General features: G+C 63.2%; 16 protein-coding genes. 10 read left to right on the top strand and 6 right to left on the bottom strand.

Annotation, left to right across the window (positions count from 1 at the left end; genetic code table 11):
- Positions 1-105: 105 nt before the first annotated feature.
- The 5 genes from ACFUOZ_RS04485 (at position 106) to ACFUOZ_RS04465 (ending at position 5,518) form a co-directional block, all read left to right on the top strand.
- The gene (locus ACFUOZ_RS04485) at positions 106-1,455 is read left to right on the top strand and encodes a hemolysin family protein (protein WP_377545178.1); all 1,350 of its coding nucleotides are present in this window, start codon (positions 106-108) and stop codon (positions 1,453-1,455) included.
- Positions 1,452-2,519: a hemolysin family protein gene (locus ACFUOZ_RS04480; RefSeq protein WP_377545176.1), complete on the top strand. Its 1,068-nt coding sequence runs from the start codon at positions 1,452-1,454 to the stop codon at positions 2,517-2,519. Before ACFUOZ_RS04485 ends, ACFUOZ_RS04480 begins: the two co-directional genes overlap by 4 nt.
- Positions 2,520-2,636: 117 nt before the next feature.
- Entirely contained in the window at positions 2,637-3,638 is a 1,002-nt protein-coding gene (locus tag ACFUOZ_RS04475; protein WP_377545174.1) for a metal ABC transporter solute-binding protein, Zn/Mn family, read from the top strand.
- A gap of 155 nt (positions 3,639-3,793) precedes the next feature.
- Positions 3,794-4,627 carry a metal ABC transporter ATP-binding protein gene (locus ACFUOZ_RS04470; RefSeq protein ID WP_377545172.1) on the top strand — a complete coding sequence of 278 codons (834 nt, stop codon included), beginning with the start codon at positions 3,794-3,796 and terminating at the stop codon, positions 4,625-4,627.
- Positions 4,628-5,518, top strand: coding sequence for a metal ABC transporter permease (locus ACFUOZ_RS04465; RefSeq protein WP_377545170.1), 891 nt, complete (start codon positions 4,628-4,630; stop codon positions 5,516-5,518). It abuts the gene before it with no gap.
- On the opposite strand, the gene ACFUOZ_RS04460 is transcribed toward ACFUOZ_RS04465, so the two are convergent.
- On the bottom strand, positions 5,515-5,991 hold the full coding sequence (locus ACFUOZ_RS04460) for a Fur family transcriptional regulator (RefSeq protein WP_377545543.1): 477 nt from the start codon (positions 5,989-5,991) through the stop codon (positions 5,515-5,517). The two genes, ACFUOZ_RS04465 and ACFUOZ_RS04460, sit on opposite strands and share 4 nt — an antisense overlap.
- A gap of 94 nt (positions 5,992-6,085) precedes the next feature.
- Between ACFUOZ_RS04460 and ACFUOZ_RS04455 the strand changes: the two genes are divergently transcribed.
- Entirely contained in the window at positions 6,086-6,739 is a 654-nt protein-coding gene (locus ACFUOZ_RS04455; protein ID WP_377545168.1) for an MBL fold metallo-hydrolase, read from the top strand.
- On the opposite strand, the gene ACFUOZ_RS04450 is transcribed toward ACFUOZ_RS04455, so the two are convergent.
- On the bottom strand, positions 6,736-7,818 hold the full coding sequence (locus ACFUOZ_RS04450; protein WP_377545166.1) for a PLP-dependent cysteine synthase family protein: 1,083 nt from the start codon (positions 7,816-7,818) through the stop codon (positions 6,736-6,738). The two genes, ACFUOZ_RS04455 and ACFUOZ_RS04450, sit on opposite strands and share 4 nt — an antisense overlap.
- 69 nt (positions 7,819-7,887) lie before the next feature.
- Here ACFUOZ_RS04450 and ACFUOZ_RS04445 point away from each other — a divergent pair, with 69 nt between their 5' ends.
- Genes ACFUOZ_RS04445 through ACFUOZ_RS04435 form a run of 3 tightly spaced genes read left to right on the top strand, consistent with a single transcriptional unit; the run spans position 7,888 to position 10,357 of the window.
- Positions 7,888-8,787 (top strand): sulfurtransferase, encoded by a 900-nt coding sequence (locus ACFUOZ_RS04445; RefSeq protein WP_377545164.1) that lies wholly within the window; start codon positions 7,888-7,890, stop codon positions 8,785-8,787.
- Entirely contained in the window at positions 8,784-9,932 is a 1,149-nt protein-coding gene (locus ACFUOZ_RS04440; protein ID WP_377545162.1) for an NAD(P)-dependent alcohol dehydrogenase, read from the top strand. Before ACFUOZ_RS04445 ends, ACFUOZ_RS04440 begins: the two co-directional genes overlap by 4 nt.
- On the top strand, positions 9,929-10,357 hold the full coding sequence (locus ACFUOZ_RS04435) for an HIT family protein (protein WP_377545160.1): 429 nt from the start codon (positions 9,929-9,931) through the stop codon (positions 10,355-10,357). Before ACFUOZ_RS04440 ends, ACFUOZ_RS04435 begins: the two co-directional genes overlap by 4 nt.
- A 70-nt stretch (positions 10,358-10,427) precedes the next feature.
- Here ACFUOZ_RS04435 and hrpA read toward each other — a convergent pair whose 3' ends face one another.
- The 3 genes from hrpA to ACFUOZ_RS04420 form a co-directional block, all read right to left on the bottom strand.
- The gene (gene hrpA / locus ACFUOZ_RS04430) at positions 10,428-14,387 is read right to left on the bottom strand and encodes an ATP-dependent RNA helicase HrpA (protein WP_377545158.1); all 3,960 of its coding nucleotides are present in this window, start codon (positions 14,385-14,387) and stop codon (positions 10,428-10,430) included.
- Entirely contained in the window at positions 14,384-15,364 is a 981-nt protein-coding gene (locus ACFUOZ_RS04425) for a helix-turn-helix transcriptional regulator (RefSeq protein WP_377545156.1), read from the bottom strand. Before ACFUOZ_RS04425 ends, hrpA begins: the two co-directional genes overlap by 4 nt.
- A gap of 147 nt (positions 15,365-15,511) precedes the next feature.
- Positions 15,512-15,682, bottom strand: a complete 171-nt coding sequence (locus ACFUOZ_RS04420) for a hypothetical protein (protein WP_377545154.1) — start codon at positions 15,680-15,682, stop codon at positions 15,512-15,514.
- A gap of 81 nt (positions 15,683-15,763) precedes the next feature.
- Between ACFUOZ_RS04420 and ACFUOZ_RS04415 the strand changes: the two genes are divergently transcribed.
- A complete protein-coding gene (locus tag ACFUOZ_RS04415; RefSeq protein WP_377545152.1) occupies positions 15,764-16,732 on the top strand; it encodes a GlxA family transcriptional regulator in 969 nt (322 codons plus the stop codon).
- A 23-nt stretch (positions 16,733-16,755) separates the two neighbouring features.
- Here the strand turns inward: ACFUOZ_RS04415 and ACFUOZ_RS04410 are convergent, their stop codons facing one another.
- The gene (locus tag ACFUOZ_RS04410; RefSeq protein WP_377545150.1) at positions 16,756-17,058 is read right to left on the bottom strand and encodes a protealysin inhibitor emfourin; all 303 of its coding nucleotides are present in this window, start codon (positions 17,056-17,058) and stop codon (positions 16,756-16,758) included.
- Between the last annotated feature and the right edge of the window lie 28 nt (positions 17,059-17,086).

The following is a 17,086-nucleotide window of genomic DNA, read 5'->3' as shown; positions in this document are numbered from 1 at the left end:
GCGGACCAGGCGTCCGCAGCACCCGACCAGCCTCCGCCGGGGCGAAACCCCGCGCCGAAGGCCTTGACCCCATTGCACGTGCCTGCCCTTGGAGGGATGCGCTAAGTGGAATGGATTCTTCTCCTGGCCGGCTTTGCCCTGATTCTCGGGACCGGCTTCTTTGTCGCGGTTGAGTTTTCCCTTGTCGCCCTTGACCAGGCAAGCGTTCAGCGCGCTGTAGACGACGGCGACCATGCTGCGGCTCCCTTGCTGAAGTGCCTCAAGTCGCTCTCCACCCAACTCTCCAGCTGTCAGCTCGGTATCACGCTGACCACGCTCTTGACGGGTTTTGTCATGGAGCCCTCTGTTGGGCAGCTGCTCCTGGGGCCACTCGGCCTGCTGGGGCTTCCGAGTGAGGCCGTGCACTCAATTGCGTTGATCGTGGCGATGGCCTTCGCCACATTGTTGTCGATGCTTCTTGGCGAACTGGTCCCCAAAAACATGGCCATCGCCTTGGCCTTCCCCTTGGGAAAGCGGCTCGCCCGCCCGCAGCTGATGTTCACCGCCGTCTTCAAGCCGGCCATCGTGGTGCTGAACGGATTCTCCAACAAGGTCTTGAACCTGTTCGGTCTTGAGGCCAAAGAGGAGATCTCCGGGGCACGTACGCCCGCCGAGCTCGCCTCCTTGGTGCGGCGCTCGGCTGAGCTTGGCACCTTGGATGCCGGCACGGCGAACTTCGTTGCCCGGACCCTTAATTTCTCCGGGCGTACTGCAGCCGATGTCATGACGCCCCGCATCCGTATGGAGACCATCGACGCGGACCAGCCTGTGACTGACATCCTCGACGCCGCACGGCGCACTGGGTATTCGCGTTTTCCGATCATCGGCGATTCCACGGATGATATCCGCGGTGTGGTCCACGTGAAGAAGGCTGTTGCAGTACCCGCGGAGCGTCGTGCCAATCTCCAGGCCGGCGCCATCATGACCGATGTCCTGCAAGTCCCCGAGACAATCCACCTTGACGCCCTGCTGTCTGAACTCCGAGAGGGGAACCTGCAACTCGCCGTCGTGCTTGACGAATACGGCGGCACCGCCGGCATCGCCACCCTTGAGGACCTGGTGGAAGAGATCGTCGGTGAGGTTGCGGACGAGCACGACAAAGTGCGCCCCGGAGTGCTGCAAAGCGCCACCGGCGATTGGTACTTCCCTGGCTTGCTTCGGCCGGACGAAGTATCCGAGCAGATTCCGAACCTCACTGTTCCGGATGAATCCGCCTATGAAACTGTGGGTGGCTACGTCATGAGCCAGCTGGGCAGGATTGCCAAGGTGGGCGACGTCGTCGAAACCCCGGATGGGACCCTGACGGTCACCAGGATGGACGGCCGCAGGATCGACCGGATCTGTTTCCACCACGTTGCACGCGATGACGGTCAGAACGATGCCGATACCACCCATCACGAGGCAGGTGCCGTATGAGTGACTGGGCAGGAATTGTTTGGCTTGTCATCCTCCTGATCGGCAATGCCTTCTTTGTGGGCGCCGAATTCGCCGTCATGTCCGCGCGCCGCAGCCAGATCGAGCCCCTGGCCGAGGCCGGCTCCAAACGCGCGCAGACAACCCTTCGCGCCATGGAGAATGTGTCCTTGATGCTCGCCTGCGCGCAGTTGGGCATTACCGTCTGCTCGCTCCTGATCCTTCAGGTTGCCGAGCCCGCAATCCACCATCTGCTGGCCGAGCCGTTGGAGCTTGTCGGCGTGCCGGTCGAGTTGGCGGACGTTCTGGCCTTCGTGATCGCGTTGCTGTTCGTGACGTTCCTGCATGTCACGTTCGGTGAGATGGTCCCCAAGAACATTTCGGTATCCGTGGCAGACAAGGCGGCCCTCCTGCTGGCGCCACCGCTGATGTTCATAGCCCGGGTAGTCAACCCGGTCATCTGGAGCCTCAACTGGCTGGCGAACCACATCCTGAGGTTGATGAAAATCGAGCCGAAGGACGAGGTCTCTTCTTCCTTTACGCTCGAGGAAGTGCAGTCGATCGTCCAGGAGTCCACCCGGCACGGCCTGGTGGATGACGAAACCGGCCTGCTGAGCGGCGCGCTGGAGTTCTCGGAGCACACGGCGTCCCACATCATGGTTCCGTTGGACAAGCTCGTAGTGCTCAAGACGGCCTCGACGCCGGTGGACCTGGAGAAAGCGGTCAGCCGTACCGGCTTCTCCCGCTTCCCGATGGTGGACGACGACGGCGAACTCGCCGGATATCTCCACGTCAAGGACATCCTTTCCATCCCTGAGGAGGGCCGCCGGCACCCCATTGCCGAGGGGCGCATCCGTTCATTGGCCAACCTGTCTCCGGACGACGAAATCGAGCGGGCAATGTCCGTCATGCAGCGCACCGGTTCGCACCTGGCCCGCGTTGTGGGCGCGGGCGGTGACACCCAAGGTGTCCTGTTCCTCGAGGACGTCATCGAACAGTTGGTCGGCGAGATCCGCGACGCTACGCAGGCGACAGGCATCCGGCGCTTGGGCGCACAGGAAGCCTAAGGTCGGAGGCGGATAGCTGTTACGGGCGGGCATCGGTGGCAAACCGATGCCCGCCCTTTCTCCTAAATAGGAATGATTCCTATTTAGGGCTACACTGGTTCCTGCCAGCAATTGTGTTTGATTCTCATTTTGAGTAGATCCGAGGTCTTCGTGCGTCGTACCGCCGCCCGCCTGTCCGTAGCCGCTTCCGCAGGAATCGCAGCGCTCCTGCTTTCGTCCTGCGCCGGTACCGCCGGGGCCAACAGTTCCTCGGCCGCAGGAGCCATTGAGGTTGTCACTTCCACCAACGTCTACGGCGACATCGTGAAGGCCGTCGGCGGCGACAAGGTCAACGTCAGCTCCATCATCACCAAAACCAGCCAGGACCCGCACTCCTACGAGGCCAGCGCCCAGGACAAACTCGTGATCTCCAAGGCCAAGCTCGTGGTGGAGAACGGTGGGGGCTACGACGAATTCCTGCACAAGATCGCCGATGAAACCAAGGTCGGCCACGACAACATGATCAGCGCCGTGGACATTTCCGGGCTTGCTCCCGCCGAGGCAAGCCACAGCGAAGACGCGCACTCCGAAGAAGGCCACAGCCACAGCCACGGCGACTTCAACGAGCACGTTTGGTACAACCTGGACGTCATGGGCAAGGTTGCCGACGCCGTGGCAAGCAAGCTCGGCAGCCTGGACTCGGCATCCGCCCCGACCTTCACGAGCAACGCCGATGCCTTCAAGGCAAAGCTCAAAGACCTGACCGGCAAGCTCGATGCCGTGAAGGCGGCAAACGAACATGCCCCGGTGGCGATCACCGAGCCCGTACCCCTCTACCTCCTGGAAGCCGCGGGTTTGGAGAACAAGACTCCCGAGGCCTACAGCGCCGCGGTCGAAGAGGGCTCTGACGTTCCGCCTGCCGTCATGAAGGAGGCCACGGACCTTCTCAGTGCCGGTTCCGTCCGGTTCCTCGCCTACAACGAGCAGACCGCCGGCCCCCAGACAGAAACCGTCAAGCGGGCCGCCGAGTCCGCAAAGGTGCCGGTGGTGAACTTCACTGAGACCCTGCCCGATGGCAAGGACTACGTCCAGTGGATGACGGACAACGTGGAGTCGGTCTCCTCCGCGCTCAAGAAGTAGTACTTTCCAGCTTCCGGAATGCGGTGAAGGGCCCCGCCGGCGTCCTAAGATGTTCAGGATGGCTGCGGGGCTTTTTGCTTGCCGCCACCCAGGCCTGCAATCGCCCGCGCCGGATGCCCCGGGCCGGCACCCAACGAACTACGTTCCAGCAACGTATGGATAGAGGACAACTTTTGACACCCGTAGTGAGCCTCCGCGGAGCCAGTCTGCAGTTCGGCAAGAGGACACTCTGGAAGGACCTTGACCTCGACATCAACCCGGGTGAGTTCTTTGCCGTCCTGGGTCCGAACGGCAGCGGCAAGACCAGCTTCCTGAAGGTCCTCCTGGGGTTGCAGGAACTTCACGCCGGAACGGTCTCCCTTGCCGGGCATCCGGTGGAACGCGGCAGCAAGCAGATCGGTTACATTCCCCAGCAAAAGTCCTTCGCACCGGACACCCCCTTGCGTGCCCGCGACCTGGTGGGCCTGGGCATCGACGGCCATCGCTGGGGGATGCGGCTCGCTTCAGGCAAAGTCAATCAGCGCATCGACGAATTGCTTGAGCTGGTGGGGGCATCGGACTACGCAAAAGTGCCGGTTGGCCAGCTTTCCGGAGGCGAACAGCAGCGGCTGAGGGTGGCCCAGGCGCTGGCTACCGAGCCGCGGGTGCTGCTCTGCGATGAGCCGTTGCTCTCCCTTGACCTCCACCACCAACAGGGCGTCAGCTCCTTGATCAACAAACAATGCCACGAACGGAACAGCGCCGTGGTCTTCGTGACGCACGAGATCAATCCCGTCATTGAGTACGTGGACCGTGTGCTCTATCTGGCCGGCGGCCAGTTCCGGGTGGGAACCCCGCAGGAAGTCATGACCACGGAAGTTTTGTCCGAACTGTACAACAGCCATGTGGAGGTTATCCACACCAACGGAAGGATCGTCGTCGTCGGTCTTCCGGACGCCACTACGCACTTCCATGATGATGCCCACGCGACCGCCGGGGAGGAGCTCTAAGTGGACCTGGACGGGATTCTGCAGACCATTTTCAACTTCGAGAACTACGGCGAATTGCTCGTCCTCGTCCAGAATTCGCTCTGGGCAGGCGCTGTCCTTGGGCTGCTCGGCGGCCTCGTGGGGACGTTCGTGATGAAACGGGACCTGGCTTTCGCCGTCCACGGGATTTCCGAACTGTCCTTTGCCGGTGCCGCTTTCGCACTCTTGATCGGAGCCGATATCATCCTCGGTTCCCTGATCGGCTCGGTGGCGGCCGCCGTCCTGCTTGGCTTCATGGGCGTCAGGGCGCGGGACAAGAACTCGATCATCGGCGTCATCATGCCCTTCGGGCTGGGCCTCGGAATTCTCTTCCTGGCGCTCTACGAAGGCCGTGCAGCGAACAAATTCGGTCTGCTGACCGGCCAGATTGTCTCAGTGGATACCGTCCAGTTGCAGGCCCTCGCAGGAACAGCCGTGGTGGTCATGATTGCCTTGGCCATGATCTGGCGTCCCCTCAGCTTCGCCAGCGTTGACCCTGAAATGGCAGAAGCCCGCGGCGTTCCCGTGCGTGGCCTGGCGATCGGTTTCATGGTGCTGCTGGGCGTCAGTGTGGCCCTGTCCATCCAAATCGTTGGCGCGCTGTTGGTGCTGGCTTTGCTGATCACGCCTGCGGCCGCAGCCTTGCGGGTGACAACCTCGCCCAAACTGGTGGTCATGTTGAGTGTTGCCTTTGCCCTGACCTCGACGGTGGGAGGCATCCTCCTTGCCCTCGGCAGCCGCATCCCGATCAGCCCCTACGTGACAACGTTGTCGTTCCTGATCTACGTGGTCTGCAGGATCATTGGCCGGCTGCGGGTGGACCGGGGCATGAACGGCCGCGTGACGCGGGACCAGCCGGCCCGGGCGCTCTAGAGCTTTCCTGCTGCCTTCTTGGCGGTGCACTCGGGGCACAGGCCAAAGATTTCCACCGTGTGCGCTACTTCCGTGAAGCCGTGCTCCGAGGCAGTGCGGGCTGCCCAGGTCTCGACGGCGGGTGCTTCGACTTCCACGGCCTTGCCGCAGTTCCGGCACAGCAGGTGGTGGTGGTGTCCGGTGACGGCGCAACGACGGTAGACGGCTTCGCCCTCGCCGTTGCGGAGGACGTCAATAAGGCCGTCGTCGGCCAGGGACTGCAGAATGCGGTAGCTGGTGGCCAAGGAGACCGAGATGCCCTTGTTCTGCATCAGGCGGTACAACTCCTGGGTGCTGACGAAGTCGTCCAATTCGTCCAGCGCGGCGCTGACGGCTAAGCGCTGCTTGGTGACGCGCTGCTCCTTGACTCCGCCTGTGGCCGGAGCAGCCGGCCTGCCCGGCTCGGTCGCGGCGGAATTGGTGCCGTGTGGCATGGAAAGGCTCACTTCCGTGGGGATGCTGGCAAACTACGATTTTACCAGTTGGCGATGCTTGGAAACTGTCAACGGCCGCCCATAGGCTGTCCCCATGAAGCTCACCAAGTACACCCATGCCTGTGTCCGGTTGGAGAAGGACCAAAAAGTCCTGGTCATCGATCCCGGCACCTTCTCCGAATCGGAGGAGGCCCTGGAGGGAGCCAGCGCGGTGCTTGTCACCCACGAGCACAACGACCACATCGACCGTCCCGTAGTGCTGGCGGCCCTTCGAAGCAATACAGCCCTGGAAGTGTACGCGCCTTCTGGAGTGGCGGCCGCATTGCGGGAAGACAGTGACGTGGCCGCACGCGTGCATTCGGTCGACCCGGGTTCGGCCTTTGACGTAGCTGGTTTCGGCATCCGGACGTTTGGGGGACAGCACGCTGTGATCCACCCGCAGATTCCGGTGGTGGCCAACATCGGGTACCTCGTGGATGAAAACGTGTTCCACCCCGGCGACTCGTTCGTGGTGCCGGACGGGATCAATGTCCGGACGCTCCTCGTTCCCATTAATGCGCCATGGTCCAAGGTAAGGGAGGTGGTGGACTTCGTGATCTCGGTGCGCGCGCCGAAGGCCTTCCCTGTCCATGACGGACTGCTCAACGAGCTCGGACGCGGAATCGTCGAAGGCCATGTCACGAGGATCGGTGCCCGCTACGGGACCACCTACACCAAACTTGCCCCGCGGGACTCTGTGGAGGTTTAGCCCGTCCAGACTCCTGTGTCGTGGAAGCGGTTCAGGACTTGCTCGTGCGGAACCGGGTCCAGGCCATGGGCAGCCAGCCACCCGGCGTCGTAATAGCTGCCCACGTAACGGTCACCGGCGTCGCACATGAGCGAAACGATGCTGCCCTTGCGGCCCTCCGCCACCATTTGTGCCACCAGTTGCCAGACACCCCACAGGTTGGTTCCTGTGGAAGGCCCGGCATGGAGGCCGGCGAGTTTGCGGAGGTGCCGCATGGCCGCAACGGAGGCGGCGTCAGGCACTTGGATCATGTGGTCGATAACTGCCGGCACGAAGCTTGGTTCGGACCGGGGGCGGCCGATGCCCTCGATACGTGAGGGGAGTCCGGCAGCAGTAGCTGCGTTGCCATCCCGCCACGCCGGGTAGAAGGCGGAGTTTTCCGGATCAACCACGGCGAGGCGGGTAGCGTACCTGTTGTAGCGAAGGTAGCGGCCAATGGTTGCGCTGGTTCCGCCGGTCCCGGCCCCCACGACGATCCATTCCGGCACGGGGTGCTCTTCGAGCGCGAGCTGTTCGAAGATCGATTCTGCGATGTTGTTGTTCCCGCGCCAGTCCGTGGCCCGCTCAGCGTAGGTGAACTGGTCCATGTAGTGGCCGCCGGAGGTCCGGGCGGTTTCTTCAGCGACGGCGTAGACCTCCGAGGCATGGTCCACCAGCAAGCAAGAGCCTCCGAAGTCCTCGATCAAGGCGATCTTCTCGGGGCTCGTGGTTTTGGTCATGACAGCGATGAACGGCAATCCGATCAGCCGGGCAAAGTAGGCTTCTGAGACGGCAGTGCTGCCGCTGGAGGCTTCCACGATGGTGGTTCCCTCGGTAATCCACCCGTTGACCAGGCCGTACAGGAACAACGACCTCGCCAAGCGGTGTTTCAGGCTGCCCGAACGGTGGGTGGACTCATCCTTCAGGTACAGCTGCACGCCCCAGTGCTCGGGAAGTGGAACGGCGTATAGGTGCGTGTCCGCCGAGCGGTTGTTTTCGGCCTCGATGGTACGGATGGCCTCGCTGGCCCAGGTCCTGTCCTGAATACACGAATTGCTCACCGGATAAGCCTAGGCTGGAAACGTGGTTCCGGCAGCACCGGCGCCCGCATCCCCAATGAAGGAGAACGCATGGCCACCCTGATGACTGTCCCGGAACTGCACCAGCGCCTTGAAACAGGGGAGCGGACCGTACTTCTGGACGTTCGGTGGGTCCTTGGCCGGGATGACGGGCACGGGAACTACCTCGCCGCCCACGTGCCGGGTGCGGTGTTTGTGGACCTCCCCACCGAGCTGGCAGAGCATGCCGAGGCAGGACGGGGCCGCCACCCCTTGCCATCCCCGGAACGTTTCCAGGAAGCTGCGCGGCAGTGGGGCATCAACGACGGCGACACGGTCGTTGCGTACGACGACAGCGGCAGCATGGCGGCAGCGCGCGCCTGGTGGATGCTTCGGAATGCGGGAGTCGAGTCCGTTTACCTGCTCGACGGCGGCCTGGCCGCCTGGCGGGCCGCCGGCTACCCGCTGGAGGCAGGGGAAGTGACCGCCGTCGTCGGCAATGTTTCCCTGAGCGATGGGCGGATGCCGTCCATCACCGAGCAGGAGGCCTCGCAGTGGAGCCGCGAAGGTGTGCTGCTGGACGCCCGGGCCGGAGAACGGTACAGGGGCGAAGTGGAACCCATCGATCCCAGGGCCGGCCATATCCCGGGTGCCCTGAGCGCCCCGACGACGCAGAACGTATCTTCGGACGGTACCTTCCTCCCGGCTGGGGAGCTGCGACGCCGTTTTGTGGCCCTCGGCCTGGATGAAAACTCCAACGTTGCCGTCTACTGCGGCTCCGGCGTTACGGCCTCCCACGAGATTGCCGCACTGGAGATCGCAGGCTTCAAGGCGGCCCTGTACCCCGGATCCTTTTCGCAGTGGTCGAACAACGCAGCGAACGACGTCGCCGTCGGTGACGCGCCGTTCGAAGCCGGTGCTGGAGGCCCAAGTAGCATGAGTCGCGCCGACGGGAGTAGCGTCGAAGCATGAATCCTGGACGCCCGGTGCCCCCACCCCTCGCGAAGACCATCACCCTCGACACCTCCGAAGCCTCCGCCGGAGTGCTGGCAGCGGCGTATGGCGCCACCTCGCCCGAAAGCGGCCTGGTGCCGTTGACAGTGGCACGCCGCGAGCCAGGTGAGGACGACGTGGTGATCGCCATCGAATTCTGCGGTTTGTGCCACTCGGATGTCCACGCGACCCGGGGAGAGTGGCGGGTGCCCCCGTATCCGCTGGTGCCGGGCCACGAAATTGTTGGCCACGTAACCCGCGTGGGAGCCTCGGTTTCGGCCTTCTCCGTAGGTGACCGTGTGGGGGTCGGATGCATGGTTGACTCGTGCCGCGAGTGCGACAGCTGCCTTGAAGGCCTGGAACAGTATTGCGAGCGTGGCAACGTCGGTACTTACGGCGCTGCCGATCCCCGCCATGCCGATGCCATCACCCAGGGCGGCTATTCGACGTCGGTAGTGGTGGACAAGGGCTTCGTGCTGCGGGTGCCCGAGTCGCTGGACCCGGCAGCAGCGGCACCGCTTTTGTGCGCGGGAATCACCACCTACTCACCGTTGAGGTACTTCGATGTCGAAGAGGGCGACTCCGTAGGAGTGGTGGGATTGGGCGGACTGGGGCATATGGCCGTCAAGATCGCCAAGGCCATGGGCGCGGAGGTCACGGTCTTCACTACTTCCGAGTCCAAATTCGATGCCGCCCGTGAACTCGGAGCGGACCACGTGGTGCTCTCCAAGGATGCCGACGCGATGGAGGCCGCCAACCGTAGCATCGACGTCATCATCGATACCGTTGCCGCACCCCACGACCTCAACCCGTACTTCCGCACCCTCCGGCTCGATGGGGCGCTCTTCCAGCTGGGTCTTCCCGCCGACGACATGCCTCCGGTCAGCCCGGGCCTGCTCATCCGCCGCCGCCTCGCCTACGCGGGCTCGTTGATCGGCGGCATTGAGGAGACACAGGAGATGCTGGACTTCTGTGCAGAGCACGGGGTAGCCAGCGACATCGAAATTGTCCGCGCGGACCAGCTCAACGAGGCTTATGACCGCATGGTGGCCGGCGACGTGAAGTACCGTTTTGTGCTGGACACCGCAACACTTCAGGAACCAGCTGAAAGGGCAGACGCATGAGTACCTTGTTCACCAGGATCATCAACGGGGAGATCCCGGGCCGCTTTGTGTGGAAGGACGCGGACGTGGTGGCGTTCCTGACCATCGCCCCCATCACCCAAGGCCATACCCTTGTGGTCCCGAGGGAGGAAGTCGACTCCTGGACGCACGCCACCCCGGAGCTCTTGGCCAAGGTCATGGACGTCTCCCAAAGCATCGGCAAGGTCCAGGAAGAGTTGTTCTCCGCCAAGCGCGTGGGCGTCCTGATGGAAGGCTTCGAGGTGGACCATCTCCATGTGCATGTGTGGCCCGCGTATTCCACCGCGGATTTTGAGATCCACAATGTCGACCACAACCCGGACCCGGCCGTGATGGATGCGACGGCTGTGAAGCTTCGTGCGGCGCTGAGGGCGGCCGGACACGGCGAGGCTGTCCCGGAAGACTGATTTCCGTGCGTGTTAACCCGGCGATGCTGTGAAAGGCATCGCCGGGTTTTCTGCATCTCCAGCCATACGGCTAGGCGGGAGCCAGCGCCTGGTTCAGTGCTGTACGGATCCGCTTCTCCGATACGGAGTATGCCGTCCCGAGTTCCACTGCGAAGAGACTGACCCGCAGCTCCTCGATCATCCAGCGCACCCGGGTTAACTCAGTGCCCGCCCGACGTCCGGGGAGCAGCGCGGACACAGCGTCGTCGTAGTCATCTTCCAAGGCCTGGACAATGCCCATGTTGAGGCTGTCACGCTGCACATTGCCGGGCAGCTTTTCCAAGCGCTTCTCCATGGCCTGCAGATACCTGGGCAACTGGCTGAGCTGGGCGTAGCCCGTTTGTGCCACAAAACCCGGGAAGACCAGCTGCTCCAGTTGGCTCTTCATGTCGTTGAGCGCACTGATCAGCGGCAGGCTTGCGTTGGACTTGAGCGCCTTATGGATGCGGCGGGTACTGGCCAGGATGCGTTCGACGACGGCGGTCACCGTGAAGACGGTATCGATCAGTTCTGCCCTGACTACTTCGTAGAGCGCATCAAACGACTCCCTGTCCCACGGCAGTTCCTGGGGAACCAGCTTGTCGATCGCAGCCAACGCACAGTCAGCGATCAGGGCGCTGACCGAACCATGGGGATTCTGGCTGAAGGTCAGTTTTTCGGTGTTGCTGAGGTGTTCCAGCACATAGCGGTCCGGAGATGGGATCCGCAAGGCCAGCAACCGGATAACGCCGCCACGCATGGCTGATTCCTGTTCGGCCTTGGTCTGGAATACCCGCAATGCCACGGACTTGCCCTCATCCATCACGGCCGGAAACCCTGTGACGGCGTGGCCCTTGATGGTCCTGCTGACCTGGCGCTCCACGGTGCCGAAATCCCATTCTGTGATGCCGGTCCGTTCTGCCACAATGCCCTCGGCTGATGTCGAGTTGCCGGTGGGTGCGGCGGTGCCAGCGGACGGGGCCCCTTGGCCGCCCGGCGCAGCCGTACCGTTCCCACGTGAGGCGCGGGACGTCGTCGCGGGTGTTGCTCCCAACGACTCGGCAATGGCGCGGCGGATGGCCGGAGCAAGTTTTTCCTGCAATTGGGCGAGGTCCTTGCCTTCGTCCAGGACCTTGCCCTTGCTGTCCACCACTTTGAAGCTGACACGCAAGTGGGGTGGTACTGCCTCCCAGTTCCACGAGCCTGGCGGGATGATGTGCCCGCGAAGCCTCCGCAGCACCAGCTCCAAGGACGGTTCCAGCTCATCCACTTCGGGATCGAAGCCGGCTTCCAACGCTTCGGTAGCCTGCCTGGCGACGTCCGGCGCGGGCACGAAGTTCTTCCGTACCTGCTTGGGGAGCGACTTGATCAGGGCAGTGACAAGGTCCACCCGCTGGCCCGGAATCTGCCAACGGAACGGGGCGTCATCCAGTTGGTTCAGGAAAAGCACCGGAACCTCGGCAGTCACGCCATCGGAGGGATTGGGAGCCGAGCCCGGCGCCACGGGGTGGAATTCATAGCTCAGGGGCAGTTCAAAGCCCTTATGGACCCAGGTCTTCGGGTACGCGGAGTCGTCCAGGGCCTCGGCGTCTTCGCTCATCAGCAGCGACTGGTCGAAGTCCAGCAGATGGGGGTCCGACTGTCGCGCGTCCTTCCACCACTTGTCGAAGTGCCTTTCGGAGACCACGTCCTTGCCTACGCGGGCATCGTAGAATTCGAACAGGGTCTGGTCGTCAACCAGGATGTCCCGGCGACGCATGCGGGTTTCGAGTTCCTCGATCTCCTGCAGCAGGGCCCGGTTGCGATGGAAGAACTTGTGGTGCGTCCTCCACTCACCCTCCACCAGCGCATGGCGGATGAACAACTCACGGGAGAGCTCGGGGTCGATGCGCCCGTAATTCACCCGACGGTTCGGAATGATGGGAACGCCGTACAGGGTGACTTTCTCGTGGGCCAGTACTGCGCCCTGTCGCGATGACCAATGGGGTTCGCTGTAGGTACGCTTCACCAGCTCCGGGGCGACTTGCTCTGCCCAGAGGGGATCGAACTTTGCGGCCACGCGGGCCCACAGCCTGCTGGTCTCCACGAGCTCAGCGGCCATGACGTACGTAGGTGACTTCTTGAACAATGCCGAACCGGGGAAGATCGCGAACCGGCTTCCACGGGCACCAGCGTATTCGCGCTTGCGCTCGTCCAGCAGGCCAATGTGGCTGAGCAGGCCGGACAACAAGCTGATGTGGATGCCCTCGTAGTTTCCTACGGGGTCGGCCTCGCGTTTGTTGTCCAGGCTGATGCCCAAGGGCTTGGCCAGTTGGCGGAGCTGTGTGAACAGGTCCTGCCACTCCCGCACGCGCAGGTAGTTGATGAATTCGTTGCGGCACAGCCTGCGGAACTGCGTGGAAGAGAGCTCGCGCTGCTTTTCCTGAAGGTAGTTCCAGAGGTTGAGGTACCCGGTGAAGTCGGAGATTTCGTCGCGGAATCGTGCATGCTTTTCTGCGGCAAGCTGCTGCTTGTCGGTGGGGCGTTCCCTGGGGTCCTGGATGGTCAATGCTGCGGCAAGGATCATGACTTCCCGGACGCATCCACGCTTTCCTGCCTCGACGATCATCCTGCCAAGCCGGGGATCGACGGGAAGTTGGGCGAGTTTCTGTCCGACGGCGGTCAGTCCACCGCCGCTGCGGCCGTTGCCGCGGCCGTCAGCCGACTTTTGCGCGCTCAAGGCGCCGAGTTCACGGAGCAGCGTCACGCCGTCGTTGATGGCCCTGGTTTCCGGAGGTTCCACGAACGGGAAGTTCTCCACGTCCTTGGGGCCGCGGGCCACTCCCATGGCGGTCATTTGCAGGATGACCGCGGCGAGGTTGGTCCGCAGGATTTCCGGATCCGTGAACTGCGGGCGTGAATCGAAGTCCTCTTCCGAGTACAGGCGGATGGCGATGCCCTCCGACACGCGGCCGCAACGCCCTGAACGCTGGTTGGCCGATGCCTGTGACACCCGCTCAATGGGCAGTCGCTGGACTTTGGTCCGGTGCGAATACCGGGAGATGCGGGCCGTGCCGGTGTCGATGACGTACTTGATGCCGGGAACGGTGAGCGAGGTCTCCGCCACGTTGGTGGCCAGGATGATGCGGCGCTTGCCTCCGGGGTTGAAGACGCGGTGCTGCTCCTGGAGGCTCAACCGGGCAAAGAGGGGAAGGACTTCCGTGCCTGCCAGGCGCCGGTTGCTTTGGATGCGGCCGTTGATGGCCTCTGCGGCGTCGCGGATTTCACGCTCGCCGGAGAAGAAGATGAGGATGTCTCCCGGGACCTCCTGAGCGAGCTCGTCCACTGCGTCGCAGACGGCGTCGAGGGGATCGCGGTCCTCCTCGAGTTCGTCGTCGGAGTCCTCATCGTCGGGGTCGACGGGCTGCGAAAGAGGCCGGTACCTGATCTCCACGGGATACGTACGGCCGGAGACCTCGATGATGGGCGCAGGCTCGTCATCGCTGCCGAAGTGCTTGGCAAAGCGCTCGGGATCGATGGTGGCCGAGGTGATGATGATCTTGAGGTCGGGGCGTTGCGGCAGGATCCGTTTGAGGTAGCCCAGGATGAAGTCGATGTTGAGGCTTCGTTCATGGGCCTCGTCGATGATGATGGTGCTGTACTTCCGGAGAAGTTTGTCCCGCTGGATCTCCGCCAGCAGGATGCCGTCCGTCATGAGCTTGATCTTGGTGGCGGCGCTGACCTCACCGGTAAAACGGACCTGGAAGCCAACCTCCTGGCCGATTTCCACGTCGAGCTCGGAGGCAATGCGTTCGGCGACGGTGCGGGCTGCCAGGCGGCGCGGCTGGGTGTGCCCGATCAGTCCTTTGTCGCCAAGGCCCAGTTCGAGGCACATCTTGGGAATCTGTGTCGTCTTACCGGAACCGGTCTCACCGGCGATGATGGTTACCTGGTTCGCGGCAATGGCCGCCATCAGATCCTCGCGGCGCTCGGATACCGGCAGCTCTGCGGGATAGGAAATGTGAAGTGTCATGGCTGCTGCCAGTCTACTGTGGCCGGACCGGCGGCGGCGTCGAGCCGGTGCGAAAGGTGCCGGGCGAAGGAGCGGAATTCCTCCGGTTCAAGAATTTCGAAGTCCAGGTCCAGCGCCGCCAGGTAGGCAGCTGGCGCGGCGAGGTTATCCCAGCCGGAGCGCAGAATCGTGGCTGTCGGTCCGTCAGCGGTCAGCGTCGCGTACTGGGAACTGACGACGGCGGCTACCTCGGCGAGTGGGGCGCGGAGCCGCACCACGACGTCGAACTTGTAGGGCGAGCGCGTAATGGACTGCTGGACGTAGGCCGCCAGGTCCTCCGCTGGGAGCGGGCGGGGAGCGTACTTCTTTCGTTCGGTTGGGAGGGAAGCGAACCTATCGGCCCTGAACGTTCGCCAGTCCTCACGATCGACGTCCCAGGCAACGAGGTACCAGCGTCGCCCCGTGTCCACGAGCCGGTACGGTTCCACCAAGCGGCGGGAGGCATCGCCATCGGACCTGACGTACTCAAAGGAAATCTGGCGACGATCCGATATCGCCGCTGAGACCACGGTCAGTTGTTGGGGATCAACGTTTGCAGCATTGCTGGGAAGCGAGGTGACCGCTGCCTTGAGCATCGCGAACCTGGGCCGGAGCCGGGAGGGGAGGACCTGCTCCACTTTGGCCAGGGCGCGGACGGAGGCTTCGCCGATCCCCGCGACAGGGCCTGCAGCCACGGAGTTCAGGCCCAAGGCCACGGCTAGGGCTTCGTTGTCGTCAAGGAGCAGCGGGGGCAATTGCGCGCCGGCACCCAGCTGGTAGCCGCCGGCGATGCCGGGGGAGGCGTGAATGGGATACCCAAGGTTCCGCAGTTTGTGGATGTCCCGGCGCACCGTCCGCTCGGTCACTCCCATGCGGTGGGCGAGATCGGGGCCCGTCCATTCCCGGCGGACCTGCAACAGCGACAACAGCTGCAGCAGCCGGGCGGAGGTTTGAATCATGCATGTGAATCTAGCCCATCAGCAGTTCTGGGGTAGTGGCAAGGACACAGAAGGACGCCCACCGGTTCAAGGATTCCTGCAGTGAACCCTGAACCGGCGGGCGTCGGTTGGATGAAATGTGCTGACCTTGCAGTGGCCCGGCATGCCCTAGTAGATGCGGGGATTCCAGTACGGGCCGCTGGGCGCTTCGAAAGCGGTCCAAGGTTCTTTGGAGGTTACGGGCGGGTTGTGGCCCCGCCCGTCCTTCAAGAGTGCTGAGACGGTAGCTGCGACGGCGGTGATGAGGATGATGAAGAGGATGATTCCGAAGATTTCCATGTCTCAAGACTGCTCCCCGGCGGGTCCAAGAAACAGTGGCAGAAATGCCCCATATAGACAATTTTCTGCCACACTGGAGATATGTTGAAATCAGTGGCAGTGATAGTGGTTCCGGACTTCTCCGTGTTCGAGTTCGGCACGGCTTTTGAGGTCTTCGGCATCGACAGATCCGACCGTGGAGCCGGAGTTCCGGCCTTCGACTTCCGGGTAGTCACCCCGGAGCCCGGAGACATCCGCATGAAGTCAGGGCTCTCCCTCCACGTGAACCTCGGACTTGAGGCCGCCGCGGACGCCGACCTCGTCATCATGGCTCCGTTTGGCCGGGACAAAGATGTCCCCGAGTCCGTCCTGGAAGCCCTGCGTGCGGCGCATGCCAGGGGAGCCTGGGTGATGTCCATTTGTTCAGGGGCCTACGCGTTGGCTCGCGCAGGATTGCTGGACGGGCGGCGCTGCACTACCCACTGGCACTACTCCCAGGACCTGGCCAGCCGGTATCCCTCGGTCATCGTTGATGAGAATGTCCTCTACGTACAGGATGGAACCATCATCACCAGCGCTGGCACTGCTGCCGGAATAGATGCCTGCTTGCACCTCGTCCGTGTGGAGCTCGGCGCGAACGTAGCCGCTGCCATAGCCCGCGACATGGTGGTGCCGCCGCATCGGGATGGCGGCCAGGCCCAGTTCATTGATCGGCCGATGCCGAGCTGTGGATCGGCGCCCATGGAGGCGCTGCTCCGGTGGATGGTGGAGCACCTCGACGAAGAACACAGCGTGAACGAACTGGCCGCGCGGCTGCACATGTCACCGCGTACCTTCGCCCGGCGTTTCCGGGCGGAAACGGGTACCACTCCTGCTGCGTGGTTGAACTCGCAGAGGGTGCTGCGGGCACAAGAGCTGTTGGAGACCACCGAACTGAACATTGACGAAATCGCCCGCGAGGCGGGATTTGGGCATTCGGTCCTGCTCAGGCACCACTTCGCGAAAGTGCTGGATACCAGTCCTCAAAGCTACCGGCGGGCGTTTCGAGGGCAACTGGCCGAGGCCATCTAGGTCTGGCCTGCCCGGGCGCAGGCTTAGCGTCGTCGGCCTGGAGTTCCCCGGGACTCGGAGCCTTCTGCCTTGGCGCACTCGATCAGTTCCTGCCACGGTCCGGTGACAGCACGGTCCGGAAGCGTGGCCCTGCGCTGGCCCGCCCTGATGGAGTACATGAACCGGTCCGGCTCATTGACTGCCCGGGCCTGGTTCTTGGCTTCATCCCAGGGGCAGGCCTCGACGATAGGGAGCCAACGCTCCTTGTCGTCGGGGGACACCGCGTCCACGCTCCAAACACGCGTCATCGCGGCGATACCCCCACTGCGTTGGACTGTGATTTTCATGAGCCGATTTTCATGAGCCGTTGCTTCT

The sequence above is a fragment of the Paenarthrobacter sp. NPDC057355 genome, assembly GCF_042667405.1.
Taxonomy (GTDB): domain Bacteria; phylum Actinomycetota; class Actinomycetes; order Actinomycetales; family Micrococcaceae; genus Arthrobacter.
Note: the sequence above shows the minus strand (reverse complement) of the source record. Positions and strands in the feature narration are given on the sequence as shown.